The organism is Streptomyces sp. WAC05374, assembly GCF_004353505.1.
GTDB lineage: Bacteria > Actinomycetota > Actinomycetes > Streptomycetales > Streptomycetaceae > Streptomyces.
In genome coordinates this window covers 13,895-29,959 of sequence record NZ_SMNQ01000022.1, presented here as the reverse complement: position 1 = coordinate 29,959, position 16,065 = coordinate 13,895, and the positions used below count along the sequence as shown (strand labels likewise).

The following is a 16,065-nucleotide window of genomic DNA, read 5'->3' as shown; positions in this document are numbered from 1 at the left end:
TCATACGTGCGGCGGCTCGTACAGGCGCAGCGCCAGGTGCCCGAGCGGGAGGCCCAGGCGCCAGGACGGCATCCACACCGCCTCGGACTCGTCGACCGCGAGCCCGGCGGCCGGGTCGGCCGTCAGGGCGCCCAGGTCGGTGGCGAGCAGGTGCGTGCCCTCCAGGTGGCGCCAGGTCTCCCGGGCGAGCGCCAGGCCCTCGTCCCCGTCACCGTCGCGCCGCCCCCGGGCGGCCAGCCGCTCGCGGACCCACTCCTCCCAGGGGTGGCCGTACGCGGTGCGGACCAGCCACTCCTCCAGCCGGTCCTCGCCGCCCGTCCCGGGGGCGCCGTCCGTGCCGTCGCCGAGGTACACCGTGAGGGCGAGCGTCCGGCGGCCCGCCCGGTACTCCAGCGAGCCGGGTTCCACCAGGCCCCCGGTTCTCAGCAGTTCGTCGGCGATGTACTCGGCACACAGCCAGGCCATCGGGACGGCCAGTCCGCCCCCGCCGGTGCCGTTCGTGCTCTCGGGTCGCAACGTTCCCACCTTCTCCCGGACGTCCTGCGCGTGCGTGTGGTCCTCGACGACGAGCCTCCACCGTCTGGCACGGCCCGGGGCGGCTCTTTGCTCAACTCGGCGGTGTGGTCTCGCCTACATTTCGGCCAGGGCCGTGACGCACGGGCGGTGGCGCGCCCGGAGGGGGGCGTGGGGCTCGAGGGGTCAGGACGGGAGCGAGCCGGAGAGCGTCCGGCTGTAGCCCGGCAGGCACCGGCCGAGCGCCCGCAGCGCGTAGTGCGACCGCGACTTGACCGTGCCGGCCGGTATACCGAGATCGGCTGCGGCCTCCTTCACGGACAGGCCGTCGAAGTAGATCCGCACCAGCACCGCGCGGTGCTCGGGGCTCAGCTCCCGCACCGCCGCCCGTACGTCCAGGGCGGCGACGGCCGACTCGGTGACGTCCGAGGGGTCGGGCGTGCCGGCGAGCACGCCGTCCCCGATCTCGGCGGGGCGGGCCATCCGGGAGCGGCGGGCGTCGATGGCGAGCCGCCGGCCGACCGTGAAGAGCCACGGCCGCATGGACTCGTACGGGGCCTCGAACGCCTCGGGATGCTGCCAGGCGCGGACGAGGGTCTCCTGGAGCAGGTCCTCGGCGCGCTGTCTGTCCCCGTAGGTCAGGCCGAGCAGGAAGCTCAGCAGCGCGGGTCCGTGTTCACGCTGGAGCTCCTCCAAGGCCCGCTCGTCGGTGGTCGCCGTCGTCATCGTCACACCCTTTCCCGCCGTACTCAGACCCTCGACGCGTATACGAACGCATCCGGACCGGGAGGGACAGGCGCCGCACCGGGATGTGCGACGAGCGGTCACACCGAGCGGCGAATGGTGCGGTGAACGGTCGGCGGAGGCGGTAGGTCCCCCTATCACTGCTTTTGTATGATTTTCTGTATTTAAGGATTGACTGATCATCATTTCCCATAGGGATTCCGGGGAGCACGCCCCACCTCTCCACGCCCCCGAAGCCCCATGGAGTCCGGCTGATGAGCACCACACCCCTGCGACGGACCACGGTGGCGGTGGCCACCGTCCTTCTGGCCGCGGCCGCCGGCTGCGCCGGTGCGGAGCCGGAGCCGCGCACCGCGGCGGCCCGGCCACCGCAGGTCCCGCACCCCGCCCCCTCCTCGGCGGGCCGCGCCGCCACCGCGCCGGAGCGCGGATTCACGCTCGTGGCCAGCGGTGACGTCCTGCCGCACGCCTCGATCATCCGGCAGGCCCAGGCGGACGCGGGCGGCAACGGCTACGACTTCCGCCCCATGCTGGCCGGCGTCGCCCCCGTCGTCTCCAAGGCCGACCTCGCCATCTGCCACATGGAGACGGTGTACGGCAAGGAGGGCGGGCCCTACACCGGCTACCCGTCCTTCAAGTCGCCGCCCCAGGTCGCCACCGCGCTCGCCGCCACCGGCTACGACTCCTGCTCCACCGCCTCCAACCACACCCTGGACGACGGCGCCGCCGGACTCGGCCGCACCCTGGACGCCCTCGACAAGGTGGGCGTCCGGCACGCCGGTTCCGCCCGGACCGCCGCCGAGGCCGTGCGGCCCACCCTGCTCAAGGCGGGCGGCGCCACCGTGGGGCACCTGGCGTACACGTACGGCACCAACGGCATCCCGCTGCCCGCCGGCAGGCCATGGGCGGTCAACCTCATCGACGAGAACAAGATCCTCGCCGACGCGCGGGCGGCCCGTGCCGCCGGTGCCGACGTGGTCGTGGTCAGCCTGCACTGGGGCACCGAGTGGCAGACCGACCCCGACCGGCAGCAGCTCACCCTCGGCCGCGCCCTCACCGCCTCCGCGACCGGCGGCCGCCCGGACGTCGACCTGATCATCGGCACCCACGCGCACGTCCCGCAGGCGTACGAGAAGGTCAACGGCACCTGGATCGTCTACGGCATGGGCGACCAGATCGCCGGTGACATGATCAACTACAGTGGCGCCTTCGACCCGCGCGGCAACCAGGGCACCATCGGCCGCTTCACCTTCGCCCCGCCCGCGGCGCCGGGCGGCCGCTGGAACGTGGCGAAGGCGGAGTTCCTCCCGCAGTGGTTCAACACCGGCACGGGCCGGGTGGTCAACCTCAACGCGGCCATCAGGACGGGTGAGAACCTCACCGGCGTGCGCGACCGCATCCAGCAGGTCGCCCTCAGCCGCGGCGCGGCCAAGGACGGCCTGCTGATGGGGGAGTAGCGGCGCCCGGCCCTACGGCGCGGGCGGCCGGTCCGCCCGCGCCTCGCGCTCGGCCTTCGCCATGGCGGAGTGGCGGTACGAGTAGGCGAAGTAGACCACCAGCCCGAGCGCGAACCACACCGCGAACCGGGCCCAGGTCTGCCACTGGAGGAAGGTGATCAGCCAGATGGAGAAGACCACGCCGATCGCCGGCACGAACGGCATCCCGGGCGTGCGGAACGTACGCGGCAGGTCCGGCCGCCTGTAGCGGAGCACGATCACGGCCACGCACACCACGACGAACGCCAGCAGGATGCCGATGTTGGTCAGCTCGGCCGCCTCGCCGATCGGCAGGAACCCCGCGATGAGCGCCGACGCGACACCCACGATCCAGGTCACCCGGGTCGGCACGTGACGCGTCGGGTGCGTCTTGGCGAACCAGTGCGGCAGCAGCCCGTCCCTGCTCATGCTGAACCAGACACGGGTGACGCCCAGCATGAACGTGAACATCACGGTGAGGATGCCGATGATCGCGCCCACCGCGATGACGTCCGCCAGCGCGTCGAGGCCCACCGACTTGAACGCGGTCGAGAAGCCGCTCTCCTTGTCGATCTCCGTGTAGTTCTGCATGCCCGTCAGCACCAGGCACGCCAGGACGTACAGCACCATCGAGATGGCGAGCGAGTACAGGATCGCCTTCGGCATGTGCCGCTGCGCGTCCTTGGACTCCTCGGCCGCCGTCGACATGGCGTCGTAGCCGAACACCGCGAAGAACACCGTCGCCGCACCGGTGAAGGCGCCGCCCACCCCGTACGGGAAGAAGGGCGTGTAGTTGTCGGTGGTGATGTGGAAGAAGCCCACCACGATCACCAGCAGCACCACCAGCACCTTCAGCACCACGACGACCGTCTCGAAGCGCGCCGCGTTCTTGATGCCGAGCGTGAGCAGGTAGGCGATCAGCAGGCACAGCACGGCAGCGAACAGGTCCACGCGGTGGCCCTCGCCCGTGCCCGGCGCGCCCAGCATCCAGGCGGGCAGCTCCGCGCCCACCTCGCCGAGCAGGAAGTTGAAGTAGCCGGAGATGCCGATGGCCACCACCGCGACGATCGCGGTGTACTCCAGCAGCAGGTCCCAGCCGATGAACCAGCCCGCGAGCTCCCCGAGAACGGCGTAGCCGTAGGTGTACGCCGAGCCCGCCTTCGGGATCAGGCCGGCGAACTCGGCGTAGCTGAACGCGGCGGCGGCGCTGGCGATGCCGGCGATCAGGAAGGAGACGAGCACGGCGGGCCCGGCCGTGCCGTTGGCGACCGTGCCGGCAAGGGTGAAGATGCCCGCGCCGATGATGCCGCCGACGCCGATGGCGGTGAGCTGCCACAGTCCCAGCGTCCGGGTGAGCCGTTCCTCCTCGACGCCCTCGTCGATCAGTGCGATGGGTTTGCGACGCAGAATGCCCTGCCCCGCACGGATTCCGGCCATGAGCGTCACCTCTTTGCAGAAGGCATGGGTTGACGGCGGATCATGATGGCCCAGCGCGGGCTCCGGCGGAAGACGACACACACCGCCCGGCGCCACCGTCGGCCGGCTGGTCCCATCGGGTGCAATCGGCCGGCGGGCCGGTGTGGGTCAGGGGCACGGGGCATGCGCCCTGCGAGTTATTGGTCATGAAAAAGGATCAAATGCCCACGGGGCGGCGGATGGTGCTGCGCATCGCCGCCGCACTCGGGGCCACCACGACCTTCGGGCTCTTCGCCCTGGAACGGAACGGCACCGCACCGCCCGGCCCCGCCGGCCCCGCACCCCGCGCCCACCCCGGGGCGGCCGGGGCCCGGCCCGGCGCCCTGGCCGGCCCGCGCCTCGCCCCGTCCGCGTACCGGCTCCAGCCGATGACCGCGCACGCCCCGCCCCGCCACCGGCGCGCACTGCCGCCCGTGCGCCAGCGGCCCTTCCTGCGGGTGTCGGGGGTCGGGCAGTCGATGGTCCTCTCCTTCGACGACGGGCCAGACCCCCGCTACACGCCCGCCGTCCTGCGCACCCTGCGCGCCTACGGGGTGCGCGCCATGTTCTTCGTGTGCGGGGAGATGGCGGCCGTCAACCCGGACCTCCTGCGGGAGATGGCCGACGACGGCCACGTGGTGGGCAACCACTCCTGGTCCCACCCGCTGATGCCCCGGCTCCGCCCCTCGCGCATCCGTGACGAACTGGGCAGCACCAGCGACCTCATCGAGCGGACCCTCGGCTCCCCGCCGCTGTGGTACCGGGCGCCCTACGGTGCCTGGAACCGGCACTCCTTCGAGATCGGCGCCGAACTCGGCATGGAGCCGCTCGCCTGGACCGTGGACACACTGGACTGGAAGGAACCCGGGGCGCCGGTGATCGTGCGCCGGGTGCTCGACGGGGCCGGGCCGGGAGTCGTGGTGCTCTCCCACGACGCGGGCGGCGACCGCTCCCAGAGCGTGGCCGCGCTGCGCGCCTACCTGCCCCAGTTGCTGGCCGCCGGCTACCACCTCACCGTGCCGCGCCGATGAGGCGCGGCACCCGCGCACCGGGCGGACCCGCTGGGCGCACCGCTCAGCGGGTCGCCACCATGCGCGCGAAGACCACCACGTTGCCGTCGTAGCCGTTGGCCTTCGAGTAGCCGCCGCCACAGGTGATCACCCGCAGCTCCGGGTGCCCGGTGTCGCCGTACACGCGCACCCCGGGGAAGTCCTCCTTGGCGAACACCTCGATGCCGTACACCTCGAACACGGCCACCCGCCCGTCGAAACGCGTCACCTCCACGTGGCCGCCCTTCTTGAGCGAGCCCAGACCGTAGAAGACCGCCGGGCCCGCCTCGTTGTCGACGTGGCCCACGATCACCGAGGTGCCGCGCTGCCCGGGGGAGATGCCGTTCTGGTACCACCCGGCCATGTTGGGGTCCTGGGCCGGCGGCGCGTCGATCCAGCCCTCCTGGTCCAGGCCCACGTCCATGATCGGGGCGTCGACGTCGATCGACTCGATCCGGATGCGGGAGGCCGGCGCGTACGCCAGCGGCCGCAGGCCGCGCGGCGGGGTCGGGGCCCGGCCGGCCCGGTCGCTCTCCGAGACGGAGGCGGGAGCCGGCTGGGGCGGGCCGGGCTGGATGTCGACGCCGTTCCGCATCATCGCGAGACCAGTGAGCATGACGAGGGCCAGCGCGCCCCACGGTGAGCGCCTCCTCCACTCGAAGCCACTGTGGTCCAGGCCCATGGTTCTCCCTTCGCGGCGTAGTACGACGCTACGTGCGCGGTGCCGCGGCGGCGATCAGGGAAGGGGCGAACGGGTGGCGGCGCCAGGGGGGATGACCCATCCGAGTCATGGTCCGCCAAAACCTCCGGCAGCGCCCCTGACGGTCCGTGACCTGGGGCTCCGTCAGGTACGCGGGCGCGCGCCCGGCGTGTCGGCTCACCGGGGTGGACGAGTGTCGAAATGCGGTAATCAGACCGGCTTGTGAAGGTTCGTCGTGGAAGGCGTACTCGTCGAATCTCCCGGAGCGCCGCTTCGGGGCGTCTTCCACTGGAGGTTCAACGATGCGTGCTTCACGCGCTCTCACGGTGGCCGCCACCGCCGGCGCGGCCATCGGGCTCTGCGCCCCCCTGGCCGTCGCCAACAACGGTCCCACCAACGTCACGGTCTCCCCGACCCGAGTCCACCAGGGCGGTCAGCTCGCCGTCAGCGCCATGGGCTGCGGCCACGGTGGCACGGTCACGTCCAACGCCTTCCCCAAGACGGCCCTCACCGTCAACGCCTCCGGCCACTCGGCGGCCACGCCCCGCGTCTACGACCACGCCACGCCGGGGCAGTACAACCTGGCCGTCAAGTGCAGCGACCACCCCATGGTGGTCACCCGGACCTTCACGGTCATCCGCGGCCACGGCGCCCGGGGCGGCCTCGGTGGTTCGATGGCCCCGAGCTCCACCGAGATGGCCATCGGCGGGGCCCTGGTCGCCACGGCGGCCGTCGGCGGCGGGCTGTTCATCAGCCGCCGTCGCCGTTTGAGCGGCGGAAAGGTCTGACCGGCCGAACCTCCCGGTCGGCCGAATACGCCCGTCGCCCCGAGTCCTGACCGACCAGGACTCGGGGCGACGGGCGTGTCCGCCGTTTCGGCGGCCGCGGCGCCCCTCAGTGGCGGCGGCTCTCGGCGCGGCGGCGCAGCATGTAGATGATCCCGGTGGCGGCCGCCACGACCAGGCCGGTCCCGGCCGCGAGCTCACCGGCGTTCAGGCCGCCGATGCTGCCGCCCACGCCACCGCGCACACCCTGCGTGGGCGCCGCGGTCGGGGTCACCGTCCGGGTGGTGGTCACCGTGGGAACGGCGGTCGAGCTGGTCGTCGGGGTACTGGTGGCCGGCGCGATGGTGAGGTCGACGGTGCCGGGCGTGCCGCCCGCGCACGTGAAGGACACCGTGTAGACCGCGCCCCGCCGGGCGTCCCAGTCGACGGTGGCCGTCGCCGAACGGCCGGCCGGGATGGTGACCGTGTCGAAGACGCCCGAGGACGCCATCGCGGTGCCCGAGCAGCCGGGGGCCGTGAGGACGACCCTGCCCCCCGGCTGGACGGTCGAGGGACTGATGGCGAAGTCACCGGGGGCGTACTTGCCGGAAGCCACCGCCGGAGCGGGGGCGGTCAGGGCGAGAGCGGCCGCTCCGAGGAGAGCGGCGGAGGCGGCACCTATCGCGCGCATCGTCAATCCTCCGGGTCCCGAGGAGCAGGCTGCGGAACGGATTTCCACAAAGCGTCTGATATGCACCTCGATGCCGGAAACGCTAGGAGCGCCTTACCACAGCCGCGATCGCACAGGGGCGAATGGGGCACCGAGGTCCCCCGTACGGCGGACCCCCGTGCACCCCGTCGCTCAGTCCGCCAGGTGCGGGAAGGCGTTCAGGAACGGCTCGGCCGTCGCGGAGACCCCCCGGCCGAACGGCGCGTCGAACGCCCAGATCAGGAACAGCAGGAAGGCGATCAGCGCGCTGAACAGACCGGCCAGCAGCAGCTCGCGGAACGTCCGCCGGATCTGGAGCGTGAAGATCAGCCCCACCGTGATCAGGGCGCCCGTGATGAGGCCGAACCACACCACACCGGGCATCGTGGCGCCCGCGTTCTCCCCGCGGGCGCTGCGCGCGTCGTCGACGACCGCCACCTGGTCCACCATCGGCTGGTACGCCTCGCCCTCGTGGGCGTCGGCCGGCCGGTAGTCCGAGACGTCGCGGCGCACCCGCTCCAGCAGCTCGGCGCCCCGGTCCGTCAGCTCGCCCCGGTCGGCCATGTGGTCCCACTCGGTGTCCACGACGTGCGCCACGTACGCGTCCACGTCGGCGCGGATGCGGGTCCGCACCGCCTCGGGCCAGACCTCCGCACGGGCCACCACCTCGTGCAGGGCCTGCGCCTCCTGGCGGACGCTCTCCTGGGCGGCGCTGCGGCCCTCCCAGACGCCGGCGATGGCCAGGCCCAGCACGATCGCGTACACCACGCCGATCATCATCGTCATGTACTCGATGACGTCGGGGGTCTCGGACGGGTCGTCGTCGTCACCGATCCGGCGGTTGTTGATCACGACGATGGTCAGGACGACGGCGCAGGCGGCGGCCATCGCGATGGACAGGACAAGCCATTCCGACAAGGTGTTCTCCGGGCGGTGCTAGCGGGAGGAGCGGGAGCGCAGGGCGGCGGCGGCGAGCACCGCGGGGGCCATGATCACGAGCATCACGGTGACCGAGGACGGGCCGCCGGCCGGTTCGGCGCGCTGCGCACGCCGGTAGGCGGGCAGCGGGACCGGGGCGGGCGACGACGGGCGGGGGCGTGCCGACGGGGGCGGCGGCGGGGGCGGGGCCGGAGGGGGCGGCGCGGCCGCTTCCGGCTCGGGCGGCGGCGGGGCCGGCGCGGGAGGCGGGGGCGGCACGGACGGCGGCCGCGGCGGGGGGGGGGGGGCCGGCACCCCCCGGGGGGGGGGGGGGGGGGGGGGGGGGGGGGGGGGGGGCGGGGGGGGGGGGGGCCGGGGCCGGGGGGGGGGGGGGGGGGGGGGGGGGCGGGGGGGGGGGGCGCGGGGCGGCGCCGCCCGCCGACGAGACCACCGGGTCACCGGGGCCGACGTGGGCGACGGCGCAGGCGTCGGCCGCCGCGGGCAGCGGCGCGGCCAGCAGCCAGCCGAGGGCGGCGGCCGCCAACAGCCGCGCGACGAGGGATGGGTACACGCCGACGAGCATGATCGGCCGCACCGCGCCACACGGTGCGAACAGGGCCGATTTCCCCTGATGGAGGGGTTCTTGGGGTGCGGCCTTGCCGAGTACGCGGAGAAATTTTCCCCGGGGGTTGAACACGCGCCGCCCTCCCCGCCGTACATAGGGCCATGAACGGCGCACCTGGGCGTCGCCACACATCGCACCACAACGGGAGTTGACATGAAGACCTGGCGGAACGCCTCGCTCGCGCTGTCCGCGGCGGCCGTGCTCGCGCTGACGACGGCGTGCGGTCAGGACCAGGGCAACCAGACACCCGCCGGATCGGTCGGCGCGGCGGCGCCGGCGGGCGCGCCCGCCGAGAACGGCGCCGGTTACGGCTCCGGCGCCGGTTACGGCTCCGGTGCCGGCTCCGGGGGACAGGAGGCGGCCGCCAAGCCCGCCGGCCAGCTCGCCGTATGGGAGAGCAAGGAACTCGGCAAGGTCGTCACCGACAGCGAGGGCCTCACGCTCTACCGCTTCGACAAGGACTCGCCGAACCCGCCCAAGTCCGCCTGCGAGGGCGACTGCGCCAAGGCGTGGCCGGTGGTCACCGCGGAGGGCGCCAAGCCCCCGGCCGGTGTCGACGCCTCCCTGATGGGCGAGCTCACCCGCGCCGACGGCACCAAGCAGCTCACCATCGACGGCTGGCCGATGTACCGGTACGCCAAGGACGCCAAGCCCGGCGACACCAAGGGCCAGGGCGTGGGAGGCACCTGGTTCGCGGCCGCCCCCGACGGAAAGAAGGCGGCCCTCGCGGGCGGCGGCGACGAGGGGGCCGCCGACGACGAGGGCACCGCCGGCGAGGGGGCGGCCGAGGACCAGGGCGAGGGCGCGGGCGCCGCCGACCTGGCCGGGCTGTCCGTCCGCAAGGACCCCAAGCTCGGCGAGATCGTCGTGGACAAGAACGGAATGACGGTCTACCGGTTCGAGAAGGACTCGGCGTGGCCCATGAAGACCGCCTGCACCGGCGAATGCCTCGAGAAGTGGCCGGTGGTCGAGCCCGTCGACAAGAACGACACCGAGGGCATCTCGCTGAAGGGCTACGTCACCTTCAACCGGCCCGACGGCATCAAGCAGCAGACCATCGACTGCTGGCCCCTCTACACCTTCGCGGGCGACAAGAAGCCCGGTGACACCAACGGTCAGGGCGTCGGCGGCACCTGGTTCGCCGTCTCGCCCACCGGGAAGATGGTCGCGACGGCCAAGTAGAGTCCCCACGCACGTCGCGATCCGGGTGTCCGGCCCCGCCGGCCCGGACACCCGGCCGGCCCGCCGCTCCACGCCCCACGCGTGTGCGGCGGGCCGGTGGCGTGCGCTTTCCCGCACACGCGTGCCGCACGTGCCGCCGTCCCATGACCGGGACGTGTGACCAAGAACGGATCGCTAATTTCCGTTTCCCCTCGCTCTCCCGGCGGGCGATCAGTAGCCTCGGCTCGGACACTGGCCATGAACATGGCCGCATACCGTGGCGACTTGTTGGAGACATCGATGGAGCGTCCCGCCTGGGCCCCGCCCAGCATCGACATTTCGGTGCCGAGCGTGTCCCGCATTTACGACTACTACCTGGGCGGCTCGCACAATTTCGAGGTGGACCGGGAAGCGGCCCGCAAAGCCATGGAGTTCATGCCGGGCCTTCCCAAAATCATGCAGGCCAACCGGGCCTTCATGCGCCGCGCGGTACGGTACGCCGCCGGCGAGGGCATCACCCAGTTCCTCGACATAGGCTCCGGCATCCCCACCTTCGGCAACGTCCACGAGATAGCCCAGGCCGCCAGCCCGGGGGCCCGGGTCCTGTACGTCGACCACGACCCCGTCGCCGTCGCCCACAGCGCGGCCGTCCTGGAGGGCAACGACAACGCCGGTGTCGTCGCCGCCGACCTGCGCAAGCCGCAGGACATCCTCACGGCCCCCGAGACCGGCGCCCTGCTGGACCTGGACCGGCCGGTGGCCCTGCTCCTGGTCGCCGTGCTCCACTTCGTCCAGGACTCCGACGACCCCCACCGGGCGCTCGCCGAGCTGCGCGACGCCCTCGCGCCCGGCAGCCTCCTCGTCCTCACCCATGCCTCCTACGAGGGCATCCCGCTGCCCCAGGAGCGGGCGGGCGGCGCGGTGAAGGTCTACAACGAGATCCGCAACCCGCTGATCATGCGGACCCGCGAGGAAGTGACCCGCTTCTTCGACGGCTTCGAGATGGTCGAACCGGGCCTCGTGCAGATGCCGCACTGGCGGCCCGAGACCCCCCTCGACCAGGAGGATCCATACGCCTTCTCGGGCTTCGCAGGGGTGGGGCGCAAGGCGTGAGCATGCCGGCACAGGCACCCGGTTCCGCAGCGGAACCGGACGGCCTGGAGGACAGACTCCAGCGGTTCGCGACCATATGGAGCCGGGCCATCTTCCCCGTCACGGCGACGTCGCTGACCCGGGCCGAGGTCGAGCGGCACCTGCTGCCGCTGGCACGGGACCTCAGCGACGCGCTGCACGCGCGGCCGTTCGACGCGGCTCCCGCGCACCGCGTCGGCGCCGCCCTGGTCGCCGCGCACTGCACCGACCCCGACGCGCTCAGCCGCAGCCTGGGCGTGGTGGACTCCTACCTCGTGCTGTACTGCGGGGGCGATGTCGAGGGCGCCGCCCGGGAGGAGCTGCGGGCCCGCTGCGCCCGGCTCCAGCACGCGCTGGCGGCCGGCTTCGCCCAGGCGCTGCGCCAGCGCACCCTCGCCGAGCAGGAGGCCATCGCCCGCTCGGCGCTCTCGGCACGCAGCTTCGCCGAACAGGCACTGCACGCCACCGAGGCCCGCTTCCGCGCCGTGTTCGAGGACGCGGCCATCGGCATCGGCATCGCCGACCTCGAGGGCAACATCCTGGAGGTCAACGGCGCCCTCACCCGCATGTTCGGCGGCCTGGAGCACCACGTGCGGGGCCGCAAGGTCAGCGAGTGGGTCCACCCCGAGGACGCCCCGCACGTGTGGAAGCTGTACGGGGAACTGGTACGCGGCGAACGCGACCACTTCCAGGTCGAGAAGCCCTTCTACCGGGGCGACGGCACCGTCCTGTGGACCAACCTGACGGTGTCCCTGCTGCGTGACCCCGAGGGCCGCCCGCAGTACCAGCTCGCGCTGATGGAGGACACCACCGAACGGCGGCTGCTCAACCTGCGGCTGCGGTACGAGGCGACGCACGACGCGCTGACCGGGCTGCCCAACCGGACGCTGTTCTTCGAACGGCTCGACAAAGTGCTGTCCTCGGGCGACGGCACCCGCTTCGGCCTGTGCTACCTCGATCTCGACGGCTTCAAGGCCATCAACGACAGTCTCGGGCACGCGGCCGGCGACCGGCTGCTCGTCGAGGTCGCCGACCGGTTGCAGTCGGTCGCGACCCGGCCGGGGGAGATGGTGGCCCGGCTGGGCGGTGACGAGTTCGTGGCGCTCACCACCGGCACGGACACCGAACAGCAGGCCGACGAACTGGCCCACCGCATCCTCGCCGCCCTGGCCACGCCCGTCCGGCTGGACGGCCGCGAGCTGACCGTGCGCGGCAGCGTCGGCGTCGTCGAGGGCCCCGCCGGCGAACGCGGCCCGGCCGAGGTCCTGCGCAGCGCCGACATCACCATGTACCGGGCCAAGTCGGCGGGCGGCAACCGCTTCGAGCGGGCCGACCCCGAGGCGGACGCCCGCGCCATCACCCGGCACGGCCTGACCACCGCGCTGCCCGCCGCCCTGGACCGGGGCGAGTTCTTCATCGAGTACCAGCCGCTGGTGCACCTCGGCGACGGCAGCGTGCACGGCGCCGAGGCGCTGGTGCGCTGGTGCCACCCGCAGCACGGCGTGCTGGGCCCGGACCGGTTCATCCCGCTCGCCGAGCACACCGGGCTGATCGTGCCGCTCGGCCGCTGGGTGCTCCAGGAAGCGGTGCGCCAGGCGAGGTTCTGGAACCGGCGGCACACCGACGGCGGCCCCCTGCGCATCAACGTCAACCTGTCGCCGACGCAGCTCCACCACCCGAACCTGGTCGCCGACACCGTCGACGTACTGGAGCGCTCCGGGCTGGAGCCGGGCGCGCTGTGCCTGGAGGTCACCGAGTCTGCGCTGATCGGGGCCGACGAGGACCTGCTCAAGCCGCTGCGGCAACTGGCCGAGATGGGCGTGGACATAGCCCTGGACGACTTCGGCACCGGGTACTCCAACCTGGCCAACCTCCGCCGGCTGCCGGTCAGCGTGCTGAAGCTGGACCGCTCCTTCACCCAGAGCATGCAGCAGCACCCGATCGACCCCGTCGACCTGAAGATCGTCGAAGGGATCGTCTCGCTGGCGCACAGCCTGGAGCTCGCGGTGACCGTGGAGGGCGTCGAAACAGGCGCCCAGGCCGAGCAGTTGCGCGAACTGGGCTGCGACACGGCCCAGGGCTGGTACTACGCGAGGCCGGGCGCCCCCGACCGCATCCACGCGCTGGTGCTCGCCGACGCGGTGTGACCCTCCGCCGGCGTGGGCGGGCCCTCCCCAGCCCGCCCCCGGGCCTTCCCCCCGGGGCCCCGCCGGTCTCCCTCCGGCCCGTACTCAGCCGAGCACCAGCAGCACCGCCAGCGCGACGAGCAAGGAGTCGATCCGGTCCAGCAGGCCGCCTGAGCCGGGCAGCCAGCCACCGGCGTCCTTCACCCGCGCCCCCCTCTTGACCATGGACTCCAGGAGGTCTCCGGCCGGGCCGCCGACCGCCACGGCGACCGCCATCGGCCAGCCCGGCGCGGACAGCACGGCCAGCGTGCCGAGGCCCGCCGCGGCCCCCGCCAGCGTCCCGCTCCACCGCTTGGCCGGCGAGAGCGGCGACAACCGCGGCCCGCCCAGCCGCCGGCCCGCGAAGTACGCCACGATGTCGGCGACCGAGACCGCGACGAACAGCGCCAGCGCGCTCGCCCCGAGCGGCACCAGCGCGGCCAGCACACCCAGCCACACCAGCCCCAGCAGCCCGGCACCGAGCCGGCGCAGGCCGTCGTCGGCGTCACCGGCCACGAGCGGCACCGCGGCCACCGCGAGCGCCCCGGCCGCGGCCACCCGGAACACCTCCCCGGGCGCCAGCCAGGCGGCCAGCACCACGCCCACCACCGCGGCCACCAGCACCGCCCGGTCCGCCCGGCCCAGCCGCATCAGCCCGCCGTACTCCAGCACCGCGATCACCCCGACCACGCAGGCGATGACCGCCGTACCCGGGCGGCCCCACCAGAACGCGGCGGTGACCAGCGGCACCCCGACCGCCCAGGCGCACCACCTGACCAGCAGCTCACGGCGCCGTGACGCCGCCACCGCGACACCGCTCAGCGCCAGCGCCCCACCGAGGAAGGGCGCCAGCGAGGCCACGGTGGTCACCGGGTGCCACCGGCGACAGGCAGGCCCGCGGGTGCCGCCGCGCCGGACGCGCCCGGGCCGGGCCGCAGCGCGTCCAGGGCCGCCCCGACCGCGGCCACGATGCGTTCGTTCTCGGCGGTGTCCCGGACCGCGACGCGCACGGTGCGGCCCCGGTACTCCGGCGACAGCGGCGACAGGTCGCGCAGGTACACGTCGTGGCGGCGGCACTCGGCCACCAGCCGCGCGGCACTCGGCCCGCCGGACGGCAGCGTCACGGCGAGGAAGTTCGCCACGGACTCCTCGACCACCAGCGACGCGTCGAGCCCGGCCAGGCCGGCGGCCAGTCGCCCGCGCAGCGCGTGGGTGCGCTCCCGGCACTCGCGGTAGTACTCCGGGTCGCGCAGGGCCGCCACGGCGGCGAGCTGCGCCGGGAGGCTCACCGGCCACGGCGGCGTCCACCGCCGCAGCGACGCCGCGGTGTCCGGGCCGGCCACCAGGTACGCGGCGCGCACGCCCGACAGCGCGTACATCTTCGACAGCGAGGTGCACACCACGACCCGCGGGTCCGTCGCGGCGAGATGCGCCAGCGACTCGTCCGGGCCGACGTAGCCGAGGTACGCCTCGTCGATCCACCAGCGGGTCCGCTCCGGCGCGCCGGCGATCACCGCGCGCAGCTCGTCGGCCGGTGCGTGGCGCCCGGTGGGGTTGTTCGGGTTGACCACCACCACGAGGTCGTAGCGCCCCGAGGCGACGGCGGCGGACAGCCGGGCCGGATCGATCCGCCAGCCCTCCTCGCGGCGCAGCCGGAACCGGTCCACCCGGCAGCCGATCACCCGCTCGGTGACATGGGCGTACTCGCCGTAGCCCGGGTCCATCAGCAGCACCCTGCTGTCCGGCGTCAGCCACCTCCCGAACGCCCGGAAGATCAGGTCGGACGAACCGGCGCCCACCGCGAGGGTCTCCACGGGCAGCTCCCGCGCCGTGGCGATCTCCGCCAGCAGGCCCTCCGCGCCGGACGGCGGCGAGGTGCGGGCGGCCCAGCCCGGGTCCTCCGCGAGCACCGCCCGCACACCGGGGGCGGGCGGGAACCAGGCGTCCAGCACATCGGCCGCGACCACCCGGTGGCGCCGGTCCAGGCTGCGGAAGTCCGTACCGATGGCGGTGAACGAGGCACCGCCGTGCTCGCACCCGTCCGGCCGGGGCGCGAACGCCACGTCCAGTTGCCAGTCCACCCGCGACCGCAGGCGCTCCACCACAGTGCCGTACCGGTCCCTCGCGACCTGCGTCAGCGCGGCCACCTCACCGGTCAGCACCTCGAACGTCACCGCACCGGCCCGCACGGTGCGACCCACCGGGCGCAGACCGGCGGCCAGGTACATGGCGAGCACCTCGGTGCGCCCCATCGCCACCACCCGGCGCCCGCCCCGGGCGGCGATCCAGCGCAGCGCCGCGTACATCAGCAGCGGCGCCACCGCGGTGGCCCGCCAGCGCGGCTCCACGGTGAGGATGCGCACCTCGAACACGTCCGGCTCCGCCAGCAGCGGCAACGCCTCGCGGTCCAGGTACTTGTCGAGCCCGTACCGGCCCACCCAGGGCGGGGTCAGGCTGACGAAACCGAGACGGGTGGAGCCGCGCGCCGCGACCAGGTAGACGTTGTCGCCGTCCAGCCCGTCACGGAGCCGGCCGGACGGGTCGGGCGCGTGCTGGCCCAACTCCTGTGCGTACACCCGGTGACGCAGTTCGTGGATCCACTCCAGATCCTCCGGGGTGGCGGTGCGGAGCTGCACGTCACGCCTCATGGACACCT

General features: G+C 73.5%; 15 protein-coding genes. 6 read left to right on the top strand and 9 right to left on the bottom strand.

All coding sequences use genetic code 11. From position 1 onward, the window contains the following. Both E2B92_RS28690 and E2B92_RS28685 read right to left on the bottom strand, forming a co-directional pair. The gene (locus tag E2B92_RS28690; RefSeq protein ID WP_126888966.1) at window positions 1–516 is read right to left on the bottom strand and encodes a hypothetical protein; all 516 of its coding nucleotides are present in this window, start codon (window positions 514–516) and stop codon (window positions 1–3) included. Between the two features lie 183 nt (window positions 517–699). Beyond that, window positions 700–1,239 carry a sigma-70 family RNA polymerase sigma factor gene (locus E2B92_RS28685; protein WP_185923776.1) on the bottom strand — a complete coding sequence of 180 codons (540 nt, stop codon included), beginning with the start codon at window positions 1,237–1,239 and terminating at the stop codon, window positions 700–702. Between the two features lie 272 nt (window positions 1,240–1,511). Here E2B92_RS28685 and E2B92_RS28680 point away from each other — a divergent pair, with 272 nt between their 5' ends. Then, window positions 1,512–2,714 (top strand): CapA family protein, encoded by a 1,203-nt coding sequence (locus tag E2B92_RS28680; protein WP_126888968.1) that lies wholly within the window; start codon window positions 1,512–1,514, stop codon window positions 2,712–2,714. A gap of 12 nt (window positions 2,715–2,726) precedes the next feature. Here the strand turns inward: E2B92_RS28680 and E2B92_RS28675 are convergent, their stop codons facing one another. Beyond that, window positions 2,727–4,169 (bottom strand): amino acid permease, encoded by a 1,443-nt coding sequence (locus E2B92_RS28675; protein WP_126888969.1) that lies wholly within the window; start codon window positions 4,167–4,169, stop codon window positions 2,727–2,729. 200 nt (window positions 4,170–4,369) lie between these two features. Here E2B92_RS28675 and E2B92_RS28670 point away from each other — a divergent pair, with 200 nt between their 5' ends. Further along, window positions 4,370–5,218 (top strand): polysaccharide deacetylase family protein, encoded by an 849-nt coding sequence (locus E2B92_RS28670; RefSeq protein WP_133087742.1) that lies wholly within the window; start codon window positions 4,370–4,372, stop codon window positions 5,216–5,218. Window positions 5,219–5,261: 43 nt separating this feature from the next. On the opposite strand, the gene E2B92_RS28665 is transcribed toward E2B92_RS28670, so the two are convergent. Beyond that, entirely contained in the window at window positions 5,262–5,918 is a 657-nt protein-coding gene (locus E2B92_RS28665) for a class F sortase (RefSeq protein ID WP_126889460.1), read from the bottom strand. A 320-nt stretch (window positions 5,919–6,238) separates the two neighbouring features. Between E2B92_RS28665 and E2B92_RS28660 the strand changes: the two genes are divergently transcribed. Further along, window positions 6,239–6,724 carry a hypothetical protein gene (locus tag E2B92_RS28660; RefSeq protein ID WP_126889459.1) on the top strand — a complete coding sequence of 162 codons (486 nt, stop codon included), beginning with the start codon at window positions 6,239–6,241 and terminating at the stop codon, window positions 6,722–6,724. Window positions 6,725–6,830: 106 nt separating this feature from the next. Here the strand turns inward: E2B92_RS28660 and E2B92_RS28655 are convergent, their stop codons facing one another. The 3 genes from E2B92_RS28655 to E2B92_RS33100 form a co-directional block, all read right to left on the bottom strand. After that, window positions 6,831–7,391 (bottom strand): hypothetical protein, encoded by a 561-nt coding sequence (locus E2B92_RS28655; protein WP_126889458.1) that lies wholly within the window; start codon window positions 7,389–7,391, stop codon window positions 6,831–6,833. 171 nt (window positions 7,392–7,562) lie between these two features. After that, entirely contained in the window at window positions 7,563–8,327 is a 765-nt protein-coding gene (locus E2B92_RS28650) for a bestrophin-like domain (protein ID WP_126889457.1), read from the bottom strand. 18 nt (window positions 8,328–8,345) lie between these two features. Continuing rightward, window positions 8,346–8,606 carry a hypothetical protein gene (locus E2B92_RS33100; RefSeq protein ID WP_200840170.1) on the bottom strand — a complete coding sequence of 87 codons (261 nt, stop codon included), beginning with the start codon at window positions 8,604–8,606 and terminating at the stop codon, window positions 8,346–8,348. Window positions 8,607–9,105: 499 nt separating this feature from the next. Between E2B92_RS33100 and E2B92_RS28640 the strand changes: the two genes are divergently transcribed. The 3 genes from E2B92_RS28640 to E2B92_RS28630 all read left to right on the top strand — a co-directional run bounded on the left by E2B92_RS28640 (window position 9,106) and on the right by E2B92_RS28630 (window position 13,391). Then, window positions 9,106–10,134 (top strand): SCO0930 family lipoprotein, encoded by a 1,029-nt coding sequence (locus E2B92_RS28640; RefSeq protein WP_126889409.1) that lies wholly within the window; start codon window positions 9,106–9,108, stop codon window positions 10,132–10,134. Window positions 10,135–10,413: 279 nt separating this feature from the next. Next, entirely contained in the window at window positions 10,414–11,226 is an 813-nt protein-coding gene (locus tag E2B92_RS28635; protein ID WP_126889410.1) for an SAM-dependent methyltransferase, read from the top strand. Next, window positions 11,223–13,391: a putative bifunctional diguanylate cyclase/phosphodiesterase gene (locus E2B92_RS28630; protein WP_126889408.1), complete on the top strand. Its 2,169-nt coding sequence runs from the start codon at window positions 11,223–11,225 to the stop codon at window positions 13,389–13,391. Before E2B92_RS28635 ends, E2B92_RS28630 begins: the two co-directional genes overlap by 4 nt. An 84-nt stretch (window positions 13,392–13,475) precedes the next feature. On the opposite strand, the gene E2B92_RS28625 is transcribed toward E2B92_RS28630, so the two are convergent. After that, a complete protein-coding gene (locus E2B92_RS28625; RefSeq protein ID WP_185923697.1) occupies window positions 13,476–14,279 on the bottom strand; it encodes a phosphatidate cytidylyltransferase in 804 nt (267 codons plus the stop codon). Beyond that, window positions 14,276–16,057, bottom strand: coding sequence for a histidinol-phosphate aminotransferase family protein (locus E2B92_RS28620; RefSeq protein WP_126887883.1), 1,782 nt, complete (start codon window positions 16,055–16,057; stop codon window positions 14,276–14,278). The genes E2B92_RS28625 and E2B92_RS28620 overlap by 4 nt, the downstream gene beginning before the upstream one ends. Between the last annotated feature and the right edge of the window lie 8 nt (window positions 16,058–16,065).